The following is a 24067-nucleotide window of genomic DNA, read 5'->3' on the forward strand; positions in this document are numbered from 1 at the left end:
CACCGGGGACGCTTCAAGTCACGTCCGGTGACTCCGAAGCCGCCCCACGTCGTGGGTATCAACCTGCCGGAGCACGAAGCAGTCAGAAACTAGCCCGAGTGACTCCACACAGCTTGACACAGAGCGGCCCTGCAGGTTTCCGTATGCGAAGACGCCGGTACCGGTTCTAACAGCCTGCGACCGCGCGCCCTTGTCCGGTTCTCAGCCCTTGGCCAGTTTGAGGGAGAACTCCACCGTCCCCGAATCCTCGACCTTGACGAACCCCAGGTTCGGAGCCGCGACGTCGAAGTCGGCCCAGGTCACGGGCACACTGCCCGTGAGGCTCAGCCCGCCGCCGTCGACACCGGCACGCGCTTTGGCGGTCAGGGGCTTCTTCTGCCCGTTGATCTCCAGCTCCCCCTGGAGTTCGAGTTCGATCGAATCGCCGGTGGCCCCCGCCAGGGCCCGGCCCAGATCGACGGGTTCGCCCAGCGTGAAGGAGGCCTGAGGATGGGCCCTCGTGTCGATCGCCCGGGAGGAGAAGTACCCGTCACGGCGCTCCGAGTCCGTTTTCACCGAAGCCAAGTCCACTGTGACCGTGCCCTTTGCGAGGGCCGGTCCGCTGTCCTCGACAGTCATTTCCCCGGTCACCTTGGAGGTCCGGCCGACGACGGTGACGTCATTGCCGTTGAGGACCTCGTCCACGCGGTAGCCGGCCTGGGAGCCTTCGGAAACCCGCCAGGCGCCGACCAGGTCGGCGGCTCCGGCCGGCGGCCCACCGGTCCCGGTTGTTCCGGACGATTCGCCCGCCTCCGCCGCAGGCTCCGCCGAATCGAAGGATTCCGGTGCCCCCGCATTCTGGCTGCGCGCGTAGATGGCCGGTAGGGCGAATGCCGCTACGGCCAGGAGAGCGACGACAACCGCCGTCACCACCCAGGGCAGGGGACGGGCGTACCAGGGTCTGCGCGATGCGGCCGGATCAGTCATGGCCGCAGCCTACGGACCGGGTCTGACCGGGACCTGCCCTGCAGCTGTGCTTGAACTGTCAATCACCAGGCTATGGACGTTCCGCCCGGGCATGGGCGGGGACGGCACAGCTCCGGCTACTGCGCCCGGTTCTTCGCCACCTCGTAGAGGGTGACGGCCGCGGCGATGCCGGCGTTGAGGGACTCGGTCGCGGCGGAGATCGGAATCGACACGATCTGATCGCAGATGTCGCCGATCAGCCGCGAGATCCCCTTGCCCTCCGAACCGACCACGATGCAGATGGGCTCCTTGGCGAAGCTCAATGAGGGAAGTTCGACGTCGCCGTCCATATCGAGGCCCAGGACGAACACGCCCTGCTTCTTCAACTCCTGCAGAGCCCTGGCCAGGTTGACCACCTGGGCCACGGGAATCCGGCTGGCCGCACCCGCCGAGGTCTTCCACGCCGCCGCCGTCATCGACGCAGCGCGGCGCTCGGGGATGATCACACCGTGCCCGCCGAAGGCCGCGGTCGAGCGCACGATCGCACCCAGGTTGCGCGGATCCGTGATCCCGTCGAGCGCCACCAACAGCGGGGTCTCGAAGCGTTCGGCCGCCAGTTCCAGCAGATCGTCCGGGTGGGCATAGGAGTACGGCGGAACCTGCAGGGCCACGCCCTGGTGGATCGCATCGTCGGTCAGCCGGTCCAGGTCCGGCTTCGTGGCCTCGAGCATGCTGATGCCCTGTTCGGCCGCCAGCGCGATGATCTCCCGGACCCGATCGTCGGATTCGATCCGGTGGGCCACATAGAGAGCGGTCGCGGGAATCCCCTGTCGCAGCGCCTCGAGCACCGAATTGCGCCCGGCCACCGTGTCGACCCCGCGTTCGCGCTTGTGCCGTCGTGCCCGGCCTGCCGCGTCCTTCTTCTGCCGATCCTGCTTGGCCTGATAGGCCTTGTGGTAGACCCGGTCCTCGGCCTTGGGCGTCGGGCCCTTACCCTCCAACGACCGTCGGCCCTTACCACCGGAGCCCTTGGTCGGACCCTTCTTCGTCTTCTTCATCGCGCCGGGGCGCCCCTGTGCGGCCATCAGTCCTGCTCCTCGTCTTTCAGCTGCCAGCGGTAGCCAGCCGGGGTGTCCTCAATGGCCACTCCGGCCTCCGCCAGCCGAGCACGGATCCCATCGGCCCGCGCATAGTCCTTTTCCGCCTTTGCGGCCAGTCTTTCCTCGGCCAGTGCTCCCACCAGCGCGTCGAGCGCAGCGTGTGCCGCGTCGTCCCCGCCGGCGCCGGTCGCCCAGTGCGGGTCGGTCGGGTTGACGCCCAGGATGTCGAGCATGAGCTCGAGCTCGCCGACGATCTGCGCCAGATCGACACGGGTCTGCGCTCCTGCGCCCGGGGCCGAGGCAATCTCCAGCGCCCTGAAGCCGGCACCCAGGTGTTCGAAGGCGACAGCGAGCGCCTGCGGGATGGCCAGATCGTCGTCCATCGCCGCGGCGAAGGCATCCGGGACCCGGGCGGCGACGCCGGCATAGCCATCCGCCGCGCTGGGCACGGCCGGGGCGGCCTCGCCGAGCAGGCCGCGGGCGCGGCTCAGCAGGTTGGCGAACCGGTCCAGGGCGGTCTGCTGGCCGGCCACCGCGGCCTCGGTGAAGTCGAGGACCGAACGGTAGTGGGCGGTGGACAGGAAATAGCGCACAGTCAGGGCCGGCAGCTTGGCGAACAGCTCGTGGGCGAAGATCGAATTGCCCAGCGACTTCGACATCTTGTCCCCGCCGACGGTCAGCAGGCCAGAGTGCATCCACAACCGGGCGAAGGGGTCGCCCGCGGCCCGCGACTGGGCCAGTTCGTTCTCGTGGTGCGGGAAGCGCAGGTCGAGACCGCCGCCGTGGATGTCGAATTCGGCACCCAGGTACTTCGTCGACATGGCCGAGCATTCGATGTGCCAACCGGGGCGGCCCCTGCCCCACGGGGTGTTCCAGGAGGCTGTCAGCGGCTCGCCCTGCTTGTGGCCCTTCCACAGGGCGAAGTCCTGCGGGCTGCGCTTGCCGTAGCGCGGCGCATCGTCGGCCGGGGACATATCCGCGGGGCGCTGGTGGGTCAGTTCCCCGTAGTCCGGCCAGGATGCGGTGTCGAAGTAGACGTCGCCGGAATCATCGGCGGCGGGATACGCATGGCCGGCATCGATCAGCCGCCCGATCAGCTCGATCATCTCCGGCACGTGGCCGGTGGCGCGGGGCTCGTAGTCAGGCGCCAGCACGCCCATCGCCTCGTAGGCGGCGGTGAAGACGCGCTCGTAATGGTACGCGTGGGCGAACCAGGTCCTGCCCTCCTCGACCGACTTGCTCAGGATCTTGTCGTCGATATCGGTGACGTTGCGGATCAGGGTGACGTCGAGGCCCCGGTAGGTCAGCCAGCGGCGCAGCTGGTCGAAGACCACGGCCGAGCGCATGTGCCCGATGTGCGGGGCACCCTGCACAGTGGCGCCACAGACGTAGATCCCGACCCGGCCCGGGGTGATGGGCCGCAGTTGTTCTACCGTGCGGGTCTGGGTGTTGTACAGCGCAATAGTCACGGACCCCAGTCTACCGGCAACGGCCGGGCGTCCGCGCCCACGGCCGAGGCCCCGCGGACGTGAGTGCGCACACTCACCTCCGCGGGGCCTCCGCTCTCGAACCGGCCGGCGCCGATCCCTCCCGTGATCTCCCGACTCAGTACTCCCGACTCAGTATTCGATGACGACGCGGCCCTCGATCTTGCCATGCCTCATCTCGTCGAGCACCTGGTTGATGTCCTCGAGGCTGCGGGTGTGGAAGGTCGGGTGGATCAGGCCGCGGGCGTAGAAGTCCAGCGCCTCCTCCAGGTCCTGCCGGGTGCCGACGATCGATCCGCGGATCGTCAGGCCCTTGAGCACGATGTCGAAGATCGGGGCGGGGAACTCGCCCGGGGGCAGCCCGTTGAAGACGATCGTGCCGCCGCGACGGGTCATGGAGATCGCCTGTCCGAAGGCCGAGGGGTGCACTGCCGTGACCAGCACACCGTGGGTGCCCCCGGTCTTCTCCTGGATCTCCGCGGCCGGATCGCCGCTCATCGCGTTGACCAGGACCTCGGCACCGTGCTTCTTGGCCAGCGCCAGCTTGTCATCGGCGACGTCGACTGCGGCCACCCGCATGCCCATCGCCACGGCGTACTGCACCGCGATATGGCCCAGCCCGCCGATGCCGGAGATCGTGACCCACTGACCGGGTCGCACCCCCGTCATCTTCAGGCCCTTGTAGACCGTGACGCCGGCGCACAGCACCGGGGCGATCTCGTTGAGGTCGGACCCCTCGGGGATGCGTGCGGCGAACTTGGTGTCGACGAGCATGTACTCGCCGAAGGACCCGTCGACGGAGTACCCGCCGTTGACCTGCTGTTCACACAGGGTCTCCCAGCCGGTCCGGCAGTACTCGCAGTCACCACAGGCCGACCACAGCCAGGCGTTGCCGACCAGATCGCCGACGGCCACGTCGGTCACGTCCTCGCCGATCGCCTCGACGCGGCCCACACCCTCGTGGCCGGGAATGAATGGCGGGGTCGGCTTGACCGGCCAGTCGCCCTCCGCGGCGTGCAGGTCGGTGTGGCAGACGCCGGACGAGATGAGCTTGACGAGTGCCTGGCCGCGGCCCGGGGTGGGGATTTCGACGTCCTTGTTGACGTCGAGGTCCTGGCCGAATTGCTTGACGACGGCCGATTTCATCGTGGTCATGATTCCTCCGTGTTCCCTTGTACCGCTGGGGCTGAAAGCCTCCGGTGCCGGGTCGCGTCTTCTTCGACGTTGGCGCCGGGCCCGATCCACTGTGAGCGGGCGGCCCCTTGTTCGTGCGGTGGCACCACCGTAGGCGGGCCCCAGTTGCATGCACGTTGCACGATGCGTTTATGCGTCCATAGACTGGACCGACCACATCTGTGGTGATGACCACACACCTGTTTTGCCGCGCAGTCGCGCCAGATCGTAATGGAGAGTGCATGCCCACCATCGTCAAGGGAATCATCGCCAGGGCCAAGGGAGAGCCGACCGAACTGACCGATATCGTCGTCCCCGACCCGGGGCCGGGCGAGGTCGTCGTCGACGTCAAGTCCTGCGGCGTGTGCCATACCGACTTCCACTACCGGCAGGGCGGGATCGGCGACAACTACCCGTATCTGCTGGGCCATGAGTCCGCCGGCGTCGTATCCGAAATCGGGCCCGGCGTGACCCACGTGGCCGTCGGCGATTTCGTCGTCCTCAACTGGCGTGCGGTGTGCGGTGAGTGCCGCGCGTGCAAGCGGGGCGAACCGCAGTACTGCTTCGCGACCTTCAACGCCACTCAGAAGATGACGCTGACCGACGGCACCGAGCTCGAGGCCGCCCTTGGCATCGGATCCTTCGCGGAGAAGACCCTGGTCGCCGCCGGACAGTGCACGAAGGTCGACGAGGCCGATCCCGCAGTCGTCGGCCTGCTCGGCTGTGGCATCATGGCCGGGATCGGTGCCGCCGTCAACACCGGCGGCGTGACCCGCGGTAAGTCGGTGGCCGTGATCGGCTGCGGCGGCGTGGGCGATGCCGCGATCGCCGGTTCCCGGCTGGCCGGGGCCAGTCCGATCATCGCGATCGACTTCGATGAGAAGAAGCTGGCCGCCGCCACCGAGCTGGGCGCCACCGACACCATCTGCTCCAAGGGCCTGAGCGAGGACGAGGTCGTCGCCGCGGTCCAGGAACTGACCGCGGGCTTCGGCGCCGATGTCGTGATCGACGCCGTGGGCCGGCCCGAAACCTGGCGGCAGGCCTTCTATGCCCGCGATCTGGCCGGCACCGTCGTGCTGGTGGGCGTGCCCACCCCCGAGATGGAACTGAGCGTGCCCCTGGCCGATGTGTTCGGCCGCGGTGGCAGCCTGAAGTCCGCCTGGTACGGCGATTGCCTGCCCGAACGCGACTTCCCCATGCTCGTCGATCTGTACAAGCAGGGCCGCCTGCCGCTGGAGAAGTTCGTCAGCGAGCGCATCTCACTCGACCAGGTCGAACAGGCCTTCGAGAAGATGGGCCGTGGCGAGGTCCTGCGCTCCGTGGTGGAGTTCTGATGGCCGCGCGGATCGAGCGCCTGCAGACAGCGGGGACGTTCTCGCTCGACGGTGGCACCTGGGAGGTGGAGAACAATGTGTGGATCGTCGGCGACGACTCCGAGGTGATCGTCATCGATCCCGCGCATTCGAGCTCCGAGGTCGCCCGGGCGGTGGGCGGGCGCCGGGTCAAGGCGATCCTGCTGACCCACGGGCACGACGATCACGTCCGTGCCGCACTTGACGCCAAGGCCGCGCTGGGCGATCCGCCGGTCCTCCTCAACCATGCGGATCTGATGCTGTGGGAAATGGTCCACCCCGGAACGGCACCGGATGGGGACATCGCGGACGGGGACGAATTCCCGGTGGCCGGAGTCACCCTGCGGGCCGTGCACACGCCGGGGCACTCCCCCGGGTCGACCTGTTTCATCCTTTCGGGGGCCGCCGAGGGGCCTGTGGTGTTCACCGGTGACACGCTGTTCAACGGTGGGCCGGGAGCCACCGGACGGTCCTATTCGAGTTTCGAGACGATCATCGAGTCGATCCGGGACCGGCTGCTCAGCCTGCCAGAAGAGACCACCGTACTCACCGGACACGGGGACTCCACCTCGATCGCGGCCGAATCCGGCCACCTGGACGAGTGGATCGCCCGCGGCCACTGAGCACGCTCCCCGAGCACACATGGTTCGCGGGGACGAGTCAGGCCCCGCGGATGATACAGCCGGACAGCACAGCGCCCGGCGGTCTGTTTCAGGCCGCCGGGCGCTGTTTGCGGGGCCGTCCGCCCTTGCCGGGGCGCGCGGCGTTCCACTTGTCTATGGTCTCGACGAGCCACCCACGGGCCCGCCCCACATAGGCGTCCGGTTCCGGCAGATTGTTCGGCAGGCTCCCCCGACTGGCCAATCCCAGGTAGTCCGCGACTTCGGCCGTGCTCAGGTAATGAGTCGCCTTCTGGCTGCGCCCGGTACTCATACTGCTCCCCCTCGTGCAGGTTCACTTTGTGCCAAGTGTGCCACAATGCGGCACCAAATGGGTGGTGATTCTTCGACGGATTCCCTGCACCGGAGCGGGCCTTGGAGGCCTCAAGTATCAGTAGAGCACTGCCGTGGCGATCGCCGTGGCCCCTTCGCCCCGGCCCATCGACCCGAGCCCGTCGCTGGTCGTGCCTGCCACCGCCACAGGTGCTCCACATGCGGTGCCGAGCGCTTCCTGTGCCTCGTCCCGGCGTCGGCCGACCTTGGGCCGATTGCACACGATCTGCACCGCCACGCTGCCGATGGTGAAACCCGCGGCGCGCACGATCCGCGCGGCCTCGGCCAGCAGGACGGTGCCGGGGGCGCCCGCGAACTCCGGGCGGTCCACCCCGAAGTGCGCGCCCAGATCGCCCAGCCCGGCCGCGGCGAACAGGGCGTCGGCACAGGCGTGGGCTGCGACATCGGCATCCGAGTGGCCGGCCAGGCCGAACCCGCCCGGCCACTCCAGACCCGCCAGCATCAGTGGCCGCTCGGGGTCCGAGGAGAAGGCATGGACGTCCACCCCGGTGCCCACTCTGGGCACGGGGCCGTTGGGCCCGGCGGTCCGCGCGTCCGGGTCCAGGGCCGCAAGGAGGCGCAGATCGCTCGGATAGGTGACCTTGAGGGCACGTTCCTCACCTGCGACCGCGGTGATTCGGTGCCCGGCAGCCTCCATCACACCCGCATCGTCCGTCGGACCGGCACCGGAAAGCGGGTCCCAGGCCGCATAGGCGGCCACCAGGAGGTCCCGGCGGAATCCCTGCGGGGTCTGCACCCGCCGCAGGGACTCGCGATCGACCCCACCCTGTAATTCATCGCCCGCGCTGGTGCGCAGCGTGTCGACCACGGGCAGAACCGGCACCACCGCAGTGGCACCCGCGGCCAGGGCGGCGGCGACCCGGCCGAAGACCTCGGGACCGGCCGCCGGGCGCGCGGCGTCGTGAACGAACACGCAGGGCGCATCGCCGCAGTACTCCAAAGCCGCGCGCACCGAGGCCCAGCGCTCCCGACCGCCGGCGATCACCGTGGTCTGCGGAACGGGGACCGTCATGGTGTGGCTTTCCACGACGGCATCGACCTGGGACCGCGCCGCGTCCAGCCAGCCGACGGGGGCTGCGACGATGACATGGGAGAACAGGCCACTGCGCAGGGCCCCTCCCACTGCGTGCGCCAGCAGGGACTGCCCGGCCGATTCGACGAAGGCCTTGGGCCGGCTCGCGCCCAAACGCGAACCAGAGCCGGCGGCGGGGATGATGAGGGCGAAGCCCATGAACCGACCTCCTGGGACGGGGCGCGGCGCACAGCGCCGGCGGGTCAGACGAATCCGCCCCGGTCACCACGTGAAACGTGGAACCGGGGCGGATCGATGTCAAACGGGCCACGGGCCCAGCGGCTCAGCCGGCGAGGACCTCGTCGAGGATCTTCTCCGCTTCGTCCTCTTCCTTCTTCTCCGCCAGGGCGAGTTCGGAGACCAGCACCTGCCGGGCCTTGGCCAGCATCCGCTTCTCACCGGTGGACAGTCCGCGGTCGTGCTCACGGCGCCACAGATCGCGGACAACTTCCGCGACCTTGATGACATCGCCGGACTGGAACTTCTCCAGGTTCGCCTTGTAGCGACGCGACCAGTTGGAGGGCTCCTCCGTGATGTCCGCACGCAATACTTCGAAGACCTGCTCCAGGCCCTCTTCGCCGACGACGTCGCGGACGCCGACCAGATCGCAGTTCTCGGCGGGGACCTCGATGGTCAGGTCGCCGTGGGACACCTCCAACTTCAAATAAAGCTTCTCTTCGCCCTTGATGACGCGCTTCTTGACTTCTTGAACGGTAGCCGCACCATGGTGCGGATACACGACGGTGTCGCCGACCTGAAAACTCATACTGGTTATGTCCCCTTTCGTACCACCAGTTTAGCATGCACAATCGTTCAGAATAAGGGCGGGGAAGGATTATGAAGGTCACCCTTCGTTCTACAAAGCGTCAAAAAGTGGGTAGAATTTCGGGAGAATATCTGTGTTGTCTCTGCAAGGAGCTTGAGAACGTGAACCGGCTTACCCGCTTCGGCATCGCCGCCGCCGCAATCGCCCTGGTCGTCCCCGCTAGCGGGTGCGCCGCCCTGATTTCACCGCAGCAGACCCACACGTACCAGTACGCCGCGGGCGACGGTGCGCAGCAGACGAAGATCGACGACGTCGCGGTCCGCAATATCCTGCTCATCGCCAATGACGATGCCCAGGCGCAGCTGGTGTATGCGGTCGTCAACGGTTCCGACAAGGACGCCCGGGTCACCCTGACCGTTGCGGGCAAGACCGTCGAGGAGTCCGTCCCCGCGGGCAAGGCCGTCTACCACAACCCGGCCAACACCCAGAACGCGCCCAGCGAGAACGGCTCGATCAACCGCAAGGCCGTCATCATCAAGAACCTCGAGGACAAGCCCGGCACCCTGACCGACGTCCAGATGACCATCAACGGGAAGTCGACCAAGGCCACCGCCCAGGTGCTCACCGGCGGTGACCTCAAGGACGGCGGCCTGTGGTACTACCAGGACCTGGTGCCGACCCAGGGCGCCACGGCCTCGGCCACGGAGGACGCGACCCCTTCGGCCACCGCAGACGCCGAGGAGACCGCGGCCGAGCACTGAGCCCGGCCCGCCGACTCACCCGGCAGGGGCCCTGTCCGATGATCGTTCATCGGACAGGGCCCCTGCCGTTTTCGCGTGCCGTTTTCGCGCCCTGCACCGACCGGGCGTGCGCCGGGCCGGTCGGTGCGGGCGCTCGCCGGACCGACCGGGCAGCCGGGGAGATCAGACGAATTTATAGCCCAGTCCGCGCACCGTCACCAGCAGGCCGGGGTCTGTCGGATCGGGCTCGACCTTGTTGCGCAGCCGCTTGATGTGGACGTCCAGGGTCTTCGTGTCCCCCACGTAGTCCTGGCCCCACACCCGGTCGATCAGCTGTCCGCGCGTCATCACCCGGCCGGCGTTGCGGACCAGGATCTCCAACAGTTCGAATTCCTTGAGCGGCAGACCCATCTCCTGTCCCCGGATGGTCACCACGTGTCGGTCGACATCGATGCGCACCCCGTTGGCCTCGAGCACCGATTCCTCGACCGGCTGGTCCGGCTCGCTGCGTCGGCGCAGCACCGCACGGATCCGGGCCAGCAGCTCCCTGGACGAATAGGGTTTGGTCACATAGTCGTCGGCGCCCAGCTCCAGGCCCACCACCTTGTCGATCTCATCGTCCTTGGCGGTGAGCATGATGATGGGGACGTTCGACTTCGCCCGCAGTGCCCGACACACCTCGGTGCCCGAGGCCCCCGGCAGCATCAGATCGAGCAGGACCAGGTCGGCGCCGGTGGCCTCGAAGCTGGCGATCGCCTCCAGACCGTCATCGGCGATCGTCACCTCATAGCCCTCCTTGCCCAACAGGAACGACAGCGGGTCGGAGAAGGATTCCTCATCTTCGACGAGCAGAATGTGTGTCACTGTGTATTCTTCCTACTTTCCTGATTCCGCCCCCGCCACGCCAGTGGGCGGGGCCTCGGGATGAACGTCTAAAACCGTGCCCGCGTGCCGCGCGCGCTGCAACTCCCGCTGCGAACCCGATGTCGACCTGTGGCCCGCCAGGGGCAACACGATCGTGAAGGTCGATCCACCGCCCAGGCGGCTCCACACCCTGACCTCGCCGGAATGGGTGGCCACGATGTGCTTGACCAGGCTCAGGCCCAGCCCGGTCCCCCCGGTATTGCGCGAGCGCGCCGGATCCACCCGGTAGAAGCGCTCGAACACCCGGTCCAGATCCGCCTCGGACAGCCCGATGCCCTGATCCGTCACGGCCACGAGGACCTGGCCGGATCTGGCCTCGTAGCCGATGCCCACCCGGGTACCACCGTTGGAGTAGTTCACCGCGTTGTCCAGCAGATTGCGCAGCGCGTTGACCAGCAGATCGAAGTCGCCCTCGACCTCGATGTCCTCGCCGGCCAGCTCGGAACCCGCCGCGACCTCGACCACGATGTCGATGTCCTTGCTGCTCGCGGCGGTCTGTGCCCGATCCACCGCGTCCGCGATGATATCGGCCACCCGGATCCGGTCCTGGCTGACTGGCCCGCTGTGGTCCTGCACGCGGGAGAGGTCGATGATCTCCTTGACCAACTGGGACAGGCGCGCGGACTCCTGCTGGATCTTGCTGCCGAAGCGCTGGACCGCGTCGGGGTCGTCGCTGTAGTCCGTCACCGCCTCCGCCAACAGACTCATCGCGCCGATCGGTGTCTTGAGCTCGTGCGAGACATTGGCGACGAAGTCCCGCCGGACCTCGTCGACCCGCCTGGCCTCCGTCAGGTCCTCGGCCAGCACCAGGACATAGGCCTCCCCCAGGGGCGCGACGCGCGCGTGCAGCAGGCGGGGACTGCCGATGCCGCCGGGCCGGCGGCTCTCGAAGTCGAGCTCCTCGATCAGGCCACGGGCGCGGACCCGGGCCACGGCCTCGAGCAGGTCCGAGTTCTCCAGGCCCCTGCCCTTGACCAGGCCCAGGGTGTAAGCGGCCGGCGATGACTTGACGACGTCGTCGCCGGCGTCGATGACGATCGCGGCCTGTGAGAGCACCGCCAGGACCTCGGCGATACCGGACGGGAGCTCGTCGTCGGAGTGCATATCGGCAGTGGACCGGGACAGTTCGGAGGCTCGGAAGGCCAGAATGCCCCCGATGCCCAGGGCCAGGCCGACGGCCCCGCAGAGAAATCCGAACAGGAGAAGATCCACCCCTTTAGAATACGTGGCGGCGGGCCCCGATCCGACCACCGCGGGGGACTCGAGTGAGACGTCATCGGGAATTCACCCCCGCGCAAGTTCTCATTCACCGCCCGGCCCGCCACACCTGCCAGGCTGAGGGCGATGTGCCCCGGACCGGGCACGAGCAGCAGGACGAGGAGGAGCCCGTACATGCGCGAAGTCTTCAATCAGGAGCTGGACACCATTGCCGATCGGCTGGTGGAGATGTCCCGCCTGGTAACCGAGCAGATCTCCCGGGCCACCCGCGCCCTGGAGACGAATGATCTGGAACTCGCCGAACAGGTGATCTCCGCCGATGCCAGGATCGACGCCGGGCAGGCCGACCTGGATCGGCTGTCCGTCCAGGTGCTGGCCCTGCAGGCCCCGGTGGCCCAGGACCTGCGCGTGGTCGTCTCGGCCCTGAAGATGAGCGTGGCGATCGAACGGATGGGCGATCTGGCCCGGCACATCGCCGCGCAGGTGCGCATCCGCTATCCGCAGTCGGCGGTGCCGGGGCCCTTCCGGGAGGTCTTCAGCAGAATGGGCGAGGCGGCTGTGCGGATCGGTACTGCCCAGGTCCAGCTGCTCGACAATCCGGGGCTGGCCGCGGTGCCCATGATCGCCACCATCGACGAACAGCTCGATGCCCTGCACCTGCAGGTATTCACGATCATCGGGGAGCTGTCCTCCGGCGACCTCACGCCCTCGCAGATCGCCGACGCCACCCTGGTCTCGCGCTACTTCGAGCGCTTCGGCGATCAGGCGGTCAATGTCTCCCACAAGGTCGAGTATCTGCTCACCGGCAGTTGGGAGCCCGACCTATCCGCCCCCTGACCAGCCCCCAACCCCGGCGGGTGGCTCCACAAATGCACATGTGGCTCGATAGAGCGTGAGTTTACGTGCCACGTATGCCAGTGTGGAGCCACCCGCCGGATATGTGGACCAGAGGTCACAAGTGACCTCGACTGTGGGTCACAGCGGCCGAGGCGCCAGGTGGGTTTTCCACACGAGGCCGGTGAGGGCTTCCCCTTCCCCGTTTCAGGCAGCAGCCTGGCGGCATGAGCACATGCAACGTCTTCACCATCGCCGAGGTAATCGCGGCCGGCATCGATCCCCGCAGTGTCCAGAATGCAGTCGGGTGTTGCATCGAGCGCCTCTCCCAGGGCGTCTACGTCCTGCGCCGCCGCTGCAGTGTCGCGCGCCACTGCAGGCTCCGTGCGTTTATCACCGAACGTGTCCTTGTCCTTCCGCCGTTGCCGGCCGGCGGACCCAGCCCCGGCCTCCCGCCTGGTGCGGCTCAGGGGCAGCCCGATCCGCTCTCCGAACTGCCCTGGTAGCAGCGTGAGAAAATGGAACACATCGGCAGGATCGCCGCGTATCCGTTTGTGGAAAATGACGTGTTGAGTCACCATTCCGCAGCGGTGGTGTGGGGGCTGCCCCTATTCCACAGCTCACTTGACCGGGTTGAGATGAGCAATCCGCGTTTCAAACGAACAGGCAAGTCCTATCGACGTCGGCAGCGGCAGGTTCCCAACTCCTTCGTCCTCGACGGAGCCGGGTTCGACAGCCGCTTCGGCCCTCGGTGGCCGGGGGCGATCACCCCCGGGGACCTCGGCATCGCGATGACGGATGTGGAACGCACCGTCCTCGACATCACGCGGGACTGCACGCTGTCCGAGGCGGCTATGGTGCTCGAGGCATACCTCAGCGGCGTACTGGCGCCGATCACGAACGATCACGGGGCACCCGAAGCCGACCGGCGGACGCCGGTCCTGGGATTGGACGGGCGAATGTCCACATTTCCCCTGTCACAGTCAGAACGGGAAGCACGCCGGGCACGGCTACTGGCTACGGCGACGGCCACGGATCTGGGGCGTAGGGTTCCGCGGCTGACGCGTCTCCTGGCGATCAGCACAGGTCTGTCCGAGTCTCCTGCTGAAGCCCTTGCGAATCTGGGATTCCATACTCTGGGGCTGGGGGTCGAACAGCAGGCCCAGATCTGCGACTCCACCGGACGGATCATCGCCGTCGCCGACTTCCTGATCCGAGGCACCCGGTGCCTATTGGAAGTCGACGGGCGAAAGAAATACATAGATGCAACCGGTGCGGCGGACATGGCTCGTTTGGAACGGGAGAAACAACGTACCGACCGAATCTATGCCGAGGGGTACCACCTGCTGCGGTGCGGTTGGCACGAGGTGACGAACCCCGATATCTTCGGCCCACTCATCTGGCGGGGACTGCGGGCTGCGCGAGGCCTGGGCCGGGCCTGATGCGGCCGTGGCCGGAGGCACAGGTCGCCAACCAGCGCACCCCATCAGCGCGGTGGCTCCACACCTGCCCGCGTGGCTCGAAAACTCACGATTTATCGAGCCACGCGTGCATGTGTGGAGCCACCGCCAGTGAGTGGGGTGGGTCAGCGGCCCTGGTTGGCCACGGCTGCGACGGCCGAGGCCGCGGCCTCGGGATCGAGGTAGGTACCACCGGCCACCAGCGGGACCAGGTTCTCGTCGAGTTCGTAGTGCAGCGGGATGCCGGTGGGGATGTTCAGCCCGGAGATGTCCTCATCGGAGATCCCGTCGAGGTGCTTGACCAGTGCGCGCAGCGAATTGCCGTGCGCGGTGACCAGCACGGTCTTGCCCAGCTGGAGGTCCGGCACGATCTGGTCGTACCAGTACGGCAGCAGGCGCACGATGACATCGGCGAGGCATTCGGTGCGTGGGACGGCCGCGCCCAGATTGGCGTAGCGGGGGTCGGCCGCCTGCGACCATTCGCTGGCGTCGTCGAGCTCCGGCGGCGGGGTGGAGAACGACCGGCGCCAGGTCATGAACTGCTCCTCGCCGTATTCGTCCCGAATCTCCTTCTTGTTCTTGCCCTGCAGGGCGCCGTAGTGGCGTTCGTTGAGGCGCCAAGAGCGCTTGACGTCGATCCAGTTGAGATCCGCGGCCTCCAGGGCCAGGTTCGCGGTGATGATGGCGCGCTTCAGCCGCGAGGTGTGGAGCACCTGCGGCACCAGACCCGCCTGGGTCAACAGTTCGCCGGCGCGGGCGGCTTCACTGCGGCCCTGCTGGGTGAGGGGGACGTCCACCCAACCGGTGAATAGGTTCTTCTGATTCCATTCGCTCTCGCCGTGGCGCAGCAGCACGAGGTTATAGGTCATGCCGTCATTCTCCCACACCCGCGCTTACCGCCTGGGAAACGTCTCAGAACGAACGTCTCAACACGAATTCCTCAGAACGTCCCGAGGAACTCGTTGTCCTCCCCGTCCAACAGGTGCGCGAAGGCCGCCAGGTTCCGGGTGGACTCGCCCCTGGCCACCCGCCATGCCCATTCGCGCTTCATCGAGGTCAGGAAGCCCAATACCAGCAGCTCGTCGAAGGACTCGTCGGCGGCGCTGAGCACCTGGCCCATGAGCGCGTCGATCCACTCCTGGCTCCAAGCGGCGGCCGGCACATGGGCGCGCAGATACACGTCGCCCAGGGAGTCGACGAAGAAGGAGCAGGCCTGCAGGCGGCCGTTGCGGTGCAGCAGCCAGCTGTGGAACTTCGCCTCGTTCTCATCCGGATGGCGGATCACGAATGCCTGGACGTCGGCGCCGCGCTCGCTCAGCTTCACCGACACGGTGGTCTTGAGTTTGTGTGTGCCCGGCAGGGTGACGGCCCAGTGATAGGGCCCGGCGGCCTCGGCCTCGACGCCCACCCCCGCAGCCCAGTCCAACAGCACTTTCTGTGCTTCCTCCAGGTTCAACACATCCCGGCTCATCGCAGGCTCCTCTCGTTTCGCGCCTCATCCGAGGCCATGGCCTCCAACCGCACCACCGGACCGACCTCCGTGACGGCCCCGGCGGTTTCCGCGGCCTCGGCCAGGGCGTCGAGCACCATGTCGACACAGCAGTTCCAATCGAACAGCCCCGCCCGGTCGGCCGCGGCCCGACCCAGCCGCGTGCGCAGCTCGGGGTCGAGCAACAGGGCCTCGAGCGCGCCCGCCCAGTCCTCCGGCTCGTGTCCGCGCACCAGCACCCCCGTGCTCCCGTCTGCAACCACCCGGGCCAGTCCACCGACCGCGGCGCCGAGCACCGGCACCGCACAGGCCGCGGCCTCGGCCGCGACGAAGCCGAAGGACTCGCTGCGACTGGGCACGATGACGACGTCCGCGGCGCGATACCACTGAGCCAGCCGCTCGGCCGGCACCGGCGGATGCAGGTACAGGTTCTGCTCCACCCCCATGGCCGCGGCCAGCTCCGCGAAGGCCTCGACCGTCGGCCCGCCGGATCCTGCGCCGACCATCGCCAGAGTCGTGCGCGCGGCCAGCTCCGGGTTCGTCTCGCGCAGCCGGCCAAGGGCGTCGATCGCCACGTCGGTGCCCTTGATGTACTGCATCCGCCCGACGTAGAGGACCACCAGGTCCGCCGCCTGCAGGCCGACCGCCCGGCGCGCGGCCGCCCGGGTTCCGGGGGTGAAGGCAGCGTGGTCGATCCCGGGTGGGGCGACGACGGTCTGGGCGGCGGGGTGCAGCAGCTGGGCGATGTCATTGGCCTCGGCCGAGGTGTTGGCCACCAACACATCGGCCCGCTCGGCGATGCGCGCCTCTGCCGTCCGCCGCGCAGCGGGCTCACCCGCGTGTCCCGAATCGCGGTCCTTCACCGCTGCGATGGTGTGGAAGGTCACGGCCAGTGGTGGCCGGGTGGTCCCGGTGGTCCCGCAGGCGGTCCGACCGGCAGCGGCGTGCCCGGCAGCACGTACACCGGTACCCGCCAGGTCAAGGGCCGCCAGCCCGGCCAGAGCCGAGATCCAATAGTGCGCCCAGACCGCCTCGGCAGCCACGAAGTCGGGGTGGGCCGCCAGCCAGCGCGCCAGTTCGGGGATGCGCCCGGCCAGGTCGTCCTTGTCGACCGCTGCGGTCTCCAGCTGGTGGATGGCCACTCCCGGGGGCATCGACACGGTGTCCGCCGGTGCCCGGCCGGCCGCGGCGGGGTCCGCGGTGAAGATGTCGACGGTGTGGCCCAGGGCCGCCAGCCGGCCCGCGGTGGCGCGCACATAGACGTTGAGACCACCGGCGTCGCCGCGTCCGGGGAGCGCGGCCGGGGATGTGTGGAGCGACAGGACAGCGATTCTCACGGTTCCCCATTCTACGGCCGACCCGGCCCGGGCGCGTAGGATTCTGAACCGTGCACCCCGATCACCGCCATCTCAAGGGCCCCCAGGGAACTGTCACCCGGGGCACGACGAACCCCAACCGACTGCGCCGGATCGACCGGTATGCCGCCTTCCTCCTGGAGTCTCCGCTGCGCCACGATTCTGACCGCTTGGTGGTGGATCTGGGCTTCGGTGCAGCCGCCACGACACCGGCGGAGATGCACGCGCGGCTCCGGCGCACCGCACCGCGTGTGCGCACCCTGGGCCTGGAGATCGAGCCGGCACGGGTCGCCGTGGCGGCGGCGCACGCCGGCGCCGGCCTCGACTTCGCACTCGGCGGTTTCGAGGTTCCCACTCCCGGCGGCGAGCGCCCCGTGCTGATCCGCGCCTACAACGTGCTGCGGCAGTATCCCGAGGCCGAGGTCCCCGGCGCCTGGGCGCTGATGGCGGCCCGGCTGGCCGCCGACGGCCTGCTCATCGAGGGCACCTGCGATGAGATCGGGCGCACGGCGGTGTTCCTGACGATTCCCGCGGCGAATGCGGCGGCTGCTGTCCGCCCCGCGACGCTGACGATCAGCGTCAAAACCGATTTCATCGACCACCCGGCCCAGGTCGCCGACCGGCTGCCCAAGGCACTGATCCACCACAACGTGCCGGGCCAGCCGGTGCACGAGTGGCTGCTGGCCCTGGACCGCGCCTGGTATACGGCGGCACCCCTGGCGACGTTCTCGCCGCGGCAGCGTTGGATCGCCATGTGCCGGGCCCTGAAACAGGCGGGGGAACCCGTGCTCCACGGCCCTGCCCGGTGGCGCCTGGGCGAGGTCACCGTGCCCTGGGAGCGCGTCGCGCCCCTGGAGCGCTGAGCCCGGGCGGCGGGCTCAGTCGTTGAAGAAGTCGATGAGGATCTCACGCACCCGCGAGCGCCCCAGCCACAGGATCGAGCCGGGCGGCAGCACCTCGAGGCGCGCGCCGAAGGCCTGCGCGTACTGCTGCGCGATCTCCACCGGATGCGAGGGGTCTTCCTCATGGGTGAGCACCAGCACCTCGCCGGGGAAACCGGCGGCGGCCTCGGGATGGTCCACCGCGATCCGGCGGGCCAGGTCGATTCCATCGCGCATATCGGTATCGAAGATCGCGTCGACCTTGGCCCTGGTCCAGGCGTGGGCCGGTTCGAGCCGCCGAACCTGTTCGGGTTCGCGTGCCAGCAGGGCCGTGGTCAGCCCCTCCCGGTCCCCCGTGTCCAGGTAGGTGCGCAACAGCTCGCTGTAGCGGGCTGTCCGGGCCGCCAGTTCCCGGGTGAAGTGGTCCCAGCTGGCAGGCAGCACGAAGGCGATCTTCTCCAGCCCGCAGGCGGCCGGGTCGCCCTCGGTCACCAGCCGTGCCAGGCCACCGGCGCTCATCGACACGCCCAGTGCCCTGGTGGCCCCGGTAGTGTGCAGCGCCGCGGACAGCTGTGCGGCGATGGTCCGGTAGGTCCAGTCCGGCCCCGGCGAGGGCCGACCGCCGTGGCCGCCCAGGTTCACCAGTGCGCGCGTTCCGGCCATGCCCAGGGAGAACGGGCGGGTATCGCGGATGGATCCGGAGAAGCCGTGGGCGAACAGGGTGACGGGATCGCCGGTGCCGAAGGTGGACGTGTAGCCGGTGTCCGGTCCGGGGAAGTTCCGATCCCGGCTCATCGACGGTTCCGGTAACGGGGGTCGACTGCGCGCAGGGCCCGGCGCACGTCGAGCATGTAGACCGCGGCGGCGACGAAGCCCAGGATCGTCAGCATGCCGAAGCCGCCGCGGCTCATCGGCGGCAGCGCCGTGAAGCCCAGGGCCAGGGCGATGCCCAGGATGATGCACCAGCCGGTCTTATTCCACTTGCCCGCGGCGCGGTAGACCTCGTCCTTGAAGCGCAGGGAGTCGATGAAGGCCACGAGTTCGATGATGAAGGCGGCCAGGGACAAAAGGACCATCACGGCCTGTTGGAAACTGGCGAAAAGGCTGAGCACGGACATGCCCCAAGCCTACCGTGCGACGGGCTCACACCGCTCAGCCCAGGCCGAAGATGCGCAGCACGGCGGTCACCGCCATCGCCACCAGCACGGCCACCAGCATGGGTGCGCGCAGCAGGGCGATTCCCACCCCCACCAGCACACCGCACAGCCGTGCGGAACCTGCGAACTCGGTCCCCTGGTAGAAGGTGTTGGCCACGGCCAGACCCAGGATGAGGACGACCACGGCACGTTCGAACCAGACGGTCACAGGACTGGGGCCGGTCATGAAATCGGCTTTGTCGGCCTGCCGCTGACCAATCCGCACACCCAGCAGGCGCACCCCGTAGGTGCCGGCGATCATGATGCCCAGGGCGATGACGAACTCCCAGGTGTTCACGGCCTCGGTCCCTTTCCACGGGACCGCCACATCGTCCAGGCGGCGACGGGGAGCAGGGCCAGCAGGGCGCTGATCGGTCCCAGCCCGGCCGGCAGGTGCGGAATCAGCAGGAAGGCCACGAGCATTCCGATGAGGCCGGCGGCCAGGGCGGGACGATCCCGCAGGGAGCCCAGGACCAGGCAGACCAGGATGACGGGGAAGGCCGCATCGAGTCCCAGGGCGTCCGCGTCGATGACGGAGCCCAGCCACTGTCCGGCCATGGAGCTGATGAGCCAGAACACCAGGTCGAGCACGCCCAGCAGCCAGAAGGCGTTCGCCCTGGCCCTGCGCCGTTCGGGCCCCGGCGGCACGTCGAGGGAGACGGCCGCGGCGAAGGCCGAGGGCTCGTCGTGTAGGAAATGGGCGCCCAGATAGGAGGCGGCGCCACGTTTGAGCGCAGGTCCGGTGGCCAGTCCGAAGGCGAGGTTGCGGGTATTGACCAGCACCGCGCCCAGGGCGCCGGCCACCGGGGACCCGCCGGAGGCGATGACCCCGGTGAACGTCAGCTCCGAGGCCCCGCCGAAGACGAGGCCGGCCATCAACAGGGTCTGCCAGGGGGCCAGTCCCGCGGTGGCTGCGAGCGCCCCATAGGACAGTCCGACGGTGCCGACGGTGATGGCGATGACGCACGCCTCACGGACCCGGGCCGGCGAGACCCCGGCGATCATGCCGCTCACTCCTCGTCGACCCGGAACGCCGGCAGTTGTTCGTTCGCGCTCTTATCGGTCATCCCCGAGGCCTGCAGCAGATCGACGACCAAGAGGCGCATGAGGATGACCAGCGTCTCGTCGTGGATGTCCACGAAGTGCTCGGCCTTCGGATCCAGGCGGGCCGCGACCTGCGAGAGATAGGCCTCGGCGCCGACCCGCGGGGTGCCGCGGCGCAGCGCTGCGCACAGCTTGTCAGCACCCGCGCCCAGATCGACCATCAGATCCCCCACTTCGGGGCGGGGGTGCTCCGGATTGGCCACGGTCACGGCCCGGCGCGCGATGATCCGCGTGGTCCGAATCGCCCGGTCGGCGTACTCGCAGGCGCGCGCCAGCCGGTTGACCTCGGCGGCGTGCCGCCTGGCGCGGGCGTTGATCCGCGTGGCCTCCTGGGAGATCCGCAGAGACGAGCGCCAGTCGTCGATCAGGCTCTGCGTGTCCCTGGCGCGGGCCAGCACCTTGCGCTCGGCGCTCTTGTCCCCGGTGCGCAGCGCGGAGCCGCAGTCGGTCAGCAGCTGGGCGATCTCCTCGAGCATGGTGGCGGCGCGATAGCGGGGGATCTTGCGCGCATCGCCGGGCACCACGAGCGCCATCAGCAGGGCCAGTCCCGCGCCGACCACGGCGTCGAGTGTGCGGTCGAAGGGGTGCGCGCCGATCTCCGGTGGCACCGTGACGACGTAGATCGACTGAATGCCCACCTGGGTGACGAAGATGCCGCCGGAGTTGATGAGCGTGCCGATCGTCAGTCCGATTGTCATGACGATGGCCAGCTGCCATACGCCCGAACCGAAGATGTTGACCATCGCCTCGCCCACCAGCACGCCGGCGGTGGCACCGCACAGATATTCCAGGGCGCGGCGGACCCTGCGGTCGGCGATCACCCCGGTCCCCACGGCGGCGCCCACCGCGGCCAGGAACGGGTAGGTGTGCCCCAGCACGTAATAGCAGAAGGCATAGGCGATGGCAGCGCCGGCGACCACCTGGGCCAGCTGCAGCCAGTTGTTGCCCAGGCGCCGGCCGCCCATCCGCGCACGGGTCTCGAAGTACTCACCGCCGCGGTGCAGCCCGTGGCCGACCCGCCGGACGATCCCTGCGGCGCCGGTGCCGCGTCCGTGTCCGTTCAGTCCGATCACCCCTTTTCAGACATCATATGCGGCGGCAATGGACACCCGGACCAGTGGCGGGTAGGTTGGCAAGGTGGCGGTGCGCCCTGCGCCGCGGCACAGGGACACGGCAAGATCGGAAAGGCGAATTCCTCAAGCGATGACGACGAATCTCACTCGTGCCGAGGCACAGGCCCGGGCAGCGCTGCTGACGGTTCACACGTACACGGTCGAGCTGGACCTGGCGAATATCAGGGACCGCAGTGCGATGACCTTCGGTTCCACCACAACTGTCACGTTCACCGCGCGCGACGCGGGCACCACCTTCATCGACTTCATCGCCGATTCCGTCGAGCGCGTGCGCATCGGCGAGACGGAACTCGATCCGGCCGAGGCCTTCGACGGGGCGCGCATCGCCTTCCCGGTGGTGCCCGGCGGCAATACGCTGATAGTCGAGGGCCGGGCCCGGTATTCGCGTTCCGGCGAGGGACTGCACAGGTTCTTCGACCCGGCAGACGGCCTGGTCTACACGTACACCCAGTTCGAACCGACGGATGCCCGTCGCGTCTTCGCGAACTTCGACCAGCCGGATCTCAAGGCCACCTTCGACTTCCGCATCAGCGCCCCAGACGATCTGGTGGCCCTGTCCAACGGTACCGTGGTGCCCGCGTCGGACGCCGGGGCCGAGGCCCCCGCCGGAGACCAGTCGGCACGGATCGTGCGCCATGTCTTCGCCACGACGAAGCGCCAGTCCAGCTACATCACCTGCGTGGCCGTGGGCGACTACGCGGCCGCCCACGACGTCTACACCCATCCGGCCACCGGTCAGCGAATCGAGCTGGGTGTCTTCGCCCGCGCCTCGCTGGCCGACCACATGGACGCAGCCGAGATCTTCGCGATCACGAAGTCCGGCCTGGACTTCTACCACGATTTCTTCGACTACCCCTACCCGTGGGGCAAGTACGATCAGATCTTCGTACCCGAGTACAACCTCGGCGCGATGGAGAATCCCGGCCTGGTGACCTTCACCGATTCCTACCTGTACCGTGACGCCGTCACCCGGACCCAGTACGAATCGCGGGCGAACACGATCCTGCACGAGATGACGCATATGTGGTTCGGCGATCTGGTCACGATGCGCTGGTGGGACGATCTGTGGCTCAAGGAGTCCTTCGCCGATTACATGGGCGGCCTGGCCCTGGCCGAGGCGACCGAGTACACCGACGGCTGGGTGTCCTTTGCGCTGCGGCGCAAGGACTGGGCGTACCGACAGGACCAGTACCCCACGACCCACCCGATCGTCGCCGACATCCCCGATGTCGAGGCCGCGAAGCTGAACTTCGACGGAATCACCTACGCCAAGGGCGCCGCGGTTCTCAAACAGCTGGTCGCCTATGTCGGCCGGGATGCCTTCCGCGCCGGGGCCAGGGCCTACTTCCGGGCCCACGAGTTCTCCAACACCACGCTCGAGGACTTCCTGACCGCGCTGCAGGCCGCGGCGCCACAGCGCGATGTGCGGGCCTGGGCCGCCGCCTGGCTGCAGACCACGGGGATGTCCGAGATGTCCCTGGACGTCCGGCTGGCCTCCGAGGTCCCCGCCTCCGCCGGGGCCGGCGCCCGGCTGGCCGGCTCCGCCCGGGCCCGCGGTTCCGCCACCGCGCCGACCATCGCACAGGCCACCGTGACCCAGCGCAACTCCGATGGGACACAGGTGGTGCGCCCGCACACGCTCCAGCTGGCCGGGTTCAACCGCAGTCGCAGGCGCCTCGAGGCCGCCGGCACCTGGCGCCTCGACATGGCCGGGGCCCAGCAGTCGGTGCCGGAACTGGCCGGTATCGCGCGGCCCGATCTGCTGCTGCTCAACCACGGAGACGACGACTTCGTCAAGGTCCGCCTGGACCAGCAGTCGACGCAGACCGCACTGGCCGCGGTCTCCGGCCTGGCGGACCCGCTGGACCGCGCACTGATCTGGTCGGCGCTGTCGAACGCCACCCGTGACGGACTGTTGCCGGCGACCGACTTCCTCGCCGCCTACGCCGCCGGGCTGGGCCGTGAACACCACGCCGGCATCTTCGCCGGGCTGCGCACCCAGGCGCTGACCGCCTTCGACAGGTGGACCCCGGCCGATGCGCAGTCCACCGCGCTCGAGGACATGCTGGGATCGGCCCTGGACGCGCTACGCCTGAGCACACAGGACTCCGATACCCAGTTGGGCCTGGCGGAACTCGTCCTGGCACTGGTCCGCCGCTCGGTGGTGACCGCGGAACCCGGTCCCGCGGTGGCGGCCGGGCGCGCCTTCGCCTCGCAGCTGCTCAGCGTCCCGGTGGGCAGCCGGATGGGCGAGGCCACCGCCGGCCTGCGGGTCGACCACCACCTGCGGTGGACCGCGCTGATCGCGCTGGTGGCCCTGGGCTGGGCCGACTACGACGACATCGACGCCGAGGAGGCCGGCGATCGGACCGGTTCCGGGGTGCTCAGCGGCATCACCGCCCGTGCCGCCAGGCCACTGCCGATCGTCAAAATGCGCGCTTTCACGCAGGCCACGAGCGACCCGACGCTGTCCAACGACGAACTGTCAGCCCTGATCCGCGGCTTCTCCGTCCCCGCGGCCCTGCCTCTGACCGAGAGTTTCGTCGAGGAGTACTTCACCCGGCTCGACACCTTCTGGGTGGGTCCTGAGCGCTCGATCGAGATCGGCAAGCGACTGCTGCTGGGGCTCTACCCCAGCTGGTCGAGCCGCCCCGCACGGGTCGTCGAGCTGACCACCGACTGGCTTGCGGACCATCCCACGGCCCCCGCCGCGCAGCGTCGGCTGGTGGTGGAACTGCTCGACGATATGCAGCGGGCCCTGAGCCTGAGCACCCAGCCGGCCCCCGGCGCCTCCCGCGGCCGACACTGAGCCGCACCGCTGGGGA

The 24067-nt window shown here is 68.6% G+C and carries 24 protein-coding genes; 7 read left to right on the forward strand and 17 right to left on the reverse strand.

The window, feature by feature from the left end:
• Positions 1-201: 201 nt before the first annotated feature.
• From NQ034_RS10485 to adhP, 4 genes are all read right to left on the reverse strand, one after another.
• Positions 202-966 carry a YceI family protein gene (locus NQ034_RS10485; RefSeq protein WP_257048759.1) on the reverse strand — a complete coding sequence of 255 codons (765 nt, stop codon included), beginning with the start codon at positions 964-966 and terminating at the stop codon, positions 202-204.
• 116 nt (positions 967-1082) lie between these two features.
• Positions 1083-2030, reverse strand: a complete 948-nt coding sequence (rlmB, locus tag NQ034_RS10490; RefSeq protein WP_257048760.1) for a 23S rRNA (guanosine(2251)-2'-O)-methyltransferase RlmB — start codon at positions 2028-2030, stop codon at positions 1083-1085.
• On the reverse strand, positions 2030-3514 hold the full coding sequence (gene cysS / locus NQ034_RS10495; RefSeq protein ID WP_257048761.1) for a cysteine--tRNA ligase: 1485 nt from the start codon (positions 3512-3514) through the stop codon (positions 2030-2032). Before cysS ends, rlmB begins: the two co-directional genes overlap by 1 nt.
• 150 nt (positions 3515-3664) lie before the next feature.
• Positions 3665-4687, reverse strand: coding sequence for an alcohol dehydrogenase AdhP (gene adhP, locus NQ034_RS10500; RefSeq protein WP_257048763.1), 1023 nt, complete (start codon positions 4685-4687; stop codon positions 3665-3667).
• A gap of 260 nt (positions 4688-4947) precedes the next feature.
• Between adhP and NQ034_RS10505 the strand changes: the two genes are divergently transcribed.
• Positions 4948-6039, forward strand: a complete 1092-nt coding sequence (locus NQ034_RS10505) for an S-(hydroxymethyl)mycothiol dehydrogenase (RefSeq protein WP_257048764.1) — start codon at positions 4948-4950, stop codon at positions 6037-6039.
• Complete coding sequence (locus NQ034_RS10510; RefSeq protein ID WP_257048765.1) at positions 6039-6680, forward strand: MBL fold metallo-hydrolase; 642 nt, start codon at positions 6039-6041, stop codon at positions 6678-6680. Before NQ034_RS10505 ends, NQ034_RS10510 begins: the two co-directional genes overlap by 1 nt.
• A gap of 88 nt (positions 6681-6768) precedes the next feature.
• On the opposite strand, the gene NQ034_RS10515 is transcribed toward NQ034_RS10510, so the two are convergent.
• The 3 genes from NQ034_RS10515 to NQ034_RS10525 form a co-directional block, all read right to left on the reverse strand.
• Positions 6769-6990, reverse strand: coding sequence for an XRE family transcriptional regulator (locus NQ034_RS10515; RefSeq protein ID WP_257048766.1), 222 nt, complete (start codon positions 6988-6990; stop codon positions 6769-6771).
• A 117-nt stretch (positions 6991-7107) separates the two neighbouring features.
• A complete protein-coding gene (gene ispD, locus NQ034_RS10520) occupies positions 7108-8301 on the reverse strand; it encodes a 2-C-methyl-D-erythritol 4-phosphate cytidylyltransferase (RefSeq protein ID WP_257048767.1) in 1194 nt (397 codons plus the stop codon).
• A gap of 124 nt (positions 8302-8425) precedes the next feature.
• The gene (locus NQ034_RS10525) at positions 8426-8908 is read right to left on the reverse strand and encodes a CarD family transcriptional regulator (RefSeq protein ID WP_257048768.1); all 483 of its coding nucleotides are present in this window, start codon (positions 8906-8908) and stop codon (positions 8426-8428) included.
• A gap of 161 nt (positions 8909-9069) precedes the next feature.
• Between NQ034_RS10525 and NQ034_RS10530 the strand changes: the two genes are divergently transcribed.
• The gene (locus tag NQ034_RS10530; RefSeq protein WP_257048769.1) at positions 9070-9669 is read left to right on the forward strand and encodes a hypothetical protein; all 600 of its coding nucleotides are present in this window, start codon (positions 9070-9072) and stop codon (positions 9667-9669) included.
• A gap of 162 nt (positions 9670-9831) precedes the next feature.
• On the opposite strand, the gene NQ034_RS10535 is transcribed toward NQ034_RS10530, so the two are convergent.
• Both NQ034_RS10535 and NQ034_RS10540 read right to left on the reverse strand, forming a co-directional pair.
• A complete protein-coding gene (locus NQ034_RS10535; RefSeq protein ID WP_257048770.1) occupies positions 9832-10512 on the reverse strand; it encodes a response regulator in 681 nt (226 codons plus the stop codon).
• A gap of 12 nt (positions 10513-10524) precedes the next feature.
• Entirely contained in the window at positions 10525-11784 is a 1260-nt protein-coding gene (locus NQ034_RS10540) for a sensor histidine kinase (protein WP_257048771.1), read from the reverse strand.
• 180 nt (positions 11785-11964) lie between these two features.
• Between NQ034_RS10540 and phoU the strand changes: the two genes are divergently transcribed.
• Entirely contained in the window at positions 11965-12627 is a 663-nt protein-coding gene (phoU, locus tag NQ034_RS10545) for a phosphate signaling complex protein PhoU (RefSeq protein WP_257048773.1), read from the forward strand.
• Positions 12628-13193: 566 nt separating this feature from the next.
• Positions 13194-14066, forward strand: coding sequence for a putative endonuclease domain-containing protein (locus NQ034_RS10550; RefSeq protein ID WP_257048774.1), 873 nt, complete (start codon positions 13194-13196; stop codon positions 14064-14066).
• Positions 14067-14209: 143 nt separating this feature from the next.
• On the opposite strand, the gene NQ034_RS10555 is transcribed toward NQ034_RS10550, so the two are convergent.
• The 3 genes from NQ034_RS10555 to NQ034_RS10565 form a co-directional block, all read right to left on the reverse strand.
• Positions 14210-14953, reverse strand: coding sequence for a phosphoglyceromutase (locus NQ034_RS10555; protein WP_257048775.1), 744 nt, complete (start codon positions 14951-14953; stop codon positions 14210-14212).
• Between the two features lie 71 nt (positions 14954-15024).
• A complete protein-coding gene (locus NQ034_RS10560) occupies positions 15025-15555 on the reverse strand; it encodes a YbjN domain-containing protein (RefSeq protein WP_257048776.1) in 531 nt (176 codons plus the stop codon).
• Positions 15552-16910, reverse strand: coding sequence for a glycosyltransferase (locus tag NQ034_RS10565; RefSeq protein ID WP_257048778.1), 1359 nt, complete (start codon positions 16908-16910; stop codon positions 15552-15554). Before NQ034_RS10565 ends, NQ034_RS10560 begins: the two co-directional genes overlap by 4 nt.
• Before the next feature lie 50 nt (positions 16911-16960).
• Between NQ034_RS10565 and NQ034_RS10570 the strand changes: the two genes are divergently transcribed.
• Positions 16961-17791: a class I SAM-dependent methyltransferase gene (locus NQ034_RS10570; RefSeq protein WP_257048781.1), complete on the forward strand. Its 831-nt coding sequence runs from the start codon at positions 16961-16963 to the stop codon at positions 17789-17791.
• 15 nt (positions 17792-17806) lie between these two features.
• On the opposite strand, the gene NQ034_RS10575 is transcribed toward NQ034_RS10570, so the two are convergent.
• Genes NQ034_RS10575 through NQ034_RS10595 form a run of 5 tightly spaced genes read right to left on the reverse strand, consistent with a single transcriptional unit; the run spans position 17807 to position 21182 of the window.
• Entirely contained in the window at positions 17807-18604 is a 798-nt protein-coding gene (locus tag NQ034_RS10575; RefSeq protein ID WP_257048783.1) for an alpha/beta fold hydrolase, read from the reverse strand.
• Positions 18601-18927, reverse strand: a complete 327-nt coding sequence (locus NQ034_RS10580; RefSeq protein WP_257048784.1) for a DUF2516 family protein — start codon at positions 18925-18927, stop codon at positions 18601-18603. Before NQ034_RS10580 ends, NQ034_RS10575 begins: the two co-directional genes overlap by 4 nt.
• 34 nt (positions 18928-18961) lie before the next feature.
• Positions 18962-19303, reverse strand: a complete 342-nt coding sequence (locus tag NQ034_RS10585) for an AzlD domain-containing protein (protein WP_257048785.1) — start codon at positions 19301-19303, stop codon at positions 18962-18964.
• A complete protein-coding gene (locus NQ034_RS10590; RefSeq protein ID WP_257048786.1) occupies positions 19300-20010 on the reverse strand; it encodes an AzlC family ABC transporter permease in 711 nt (236 codons plus the stop codon). The genes NQ034_RS10585 and NQ034_RS10590 overlap by 4 nt, the downstream gene beginning before the upstream one ends.
• A 5-nt stretch (positions 20011-20015) precedes the next feature.
• Positions 20016-21182: an FUSC family protein gene (locus tag NQ034_RS10595; protein ID WP_257048788.1), complete on the reverse strand. Its 1167-nt coding sequence runs from the start codon at positions 21180-21182 to the stop codon at positions 20016-20018.
• 130 nt (positions 21183-21312) lie between these two features.
• On the opposite strand from NQ034_RS10595, the gene pepN reads away from it, so the two are divergent.
• Positions 21313-24051, forward strand: coding sequence for an aminopeptidase N (gene pepN / locus NQ034_RS10600; protein WP_257048789.1), 2739 nt, complete (start codon positions 21313-21315; stop codon positions 24049-24051).
• Positions 24052-24067: the final 16 nt, after the last annotated feature.

It is taken from the genome of Brevibacterium moorei (assembly GCF_024580735.1).
GTDB classification, from domain to species: domain Bacteria; phylum Actinomycetota; class Actinomycetes; order Actinomycetales; family Brevibacteriaceae; genus Brevibacterium; species Brevibacterium moorei.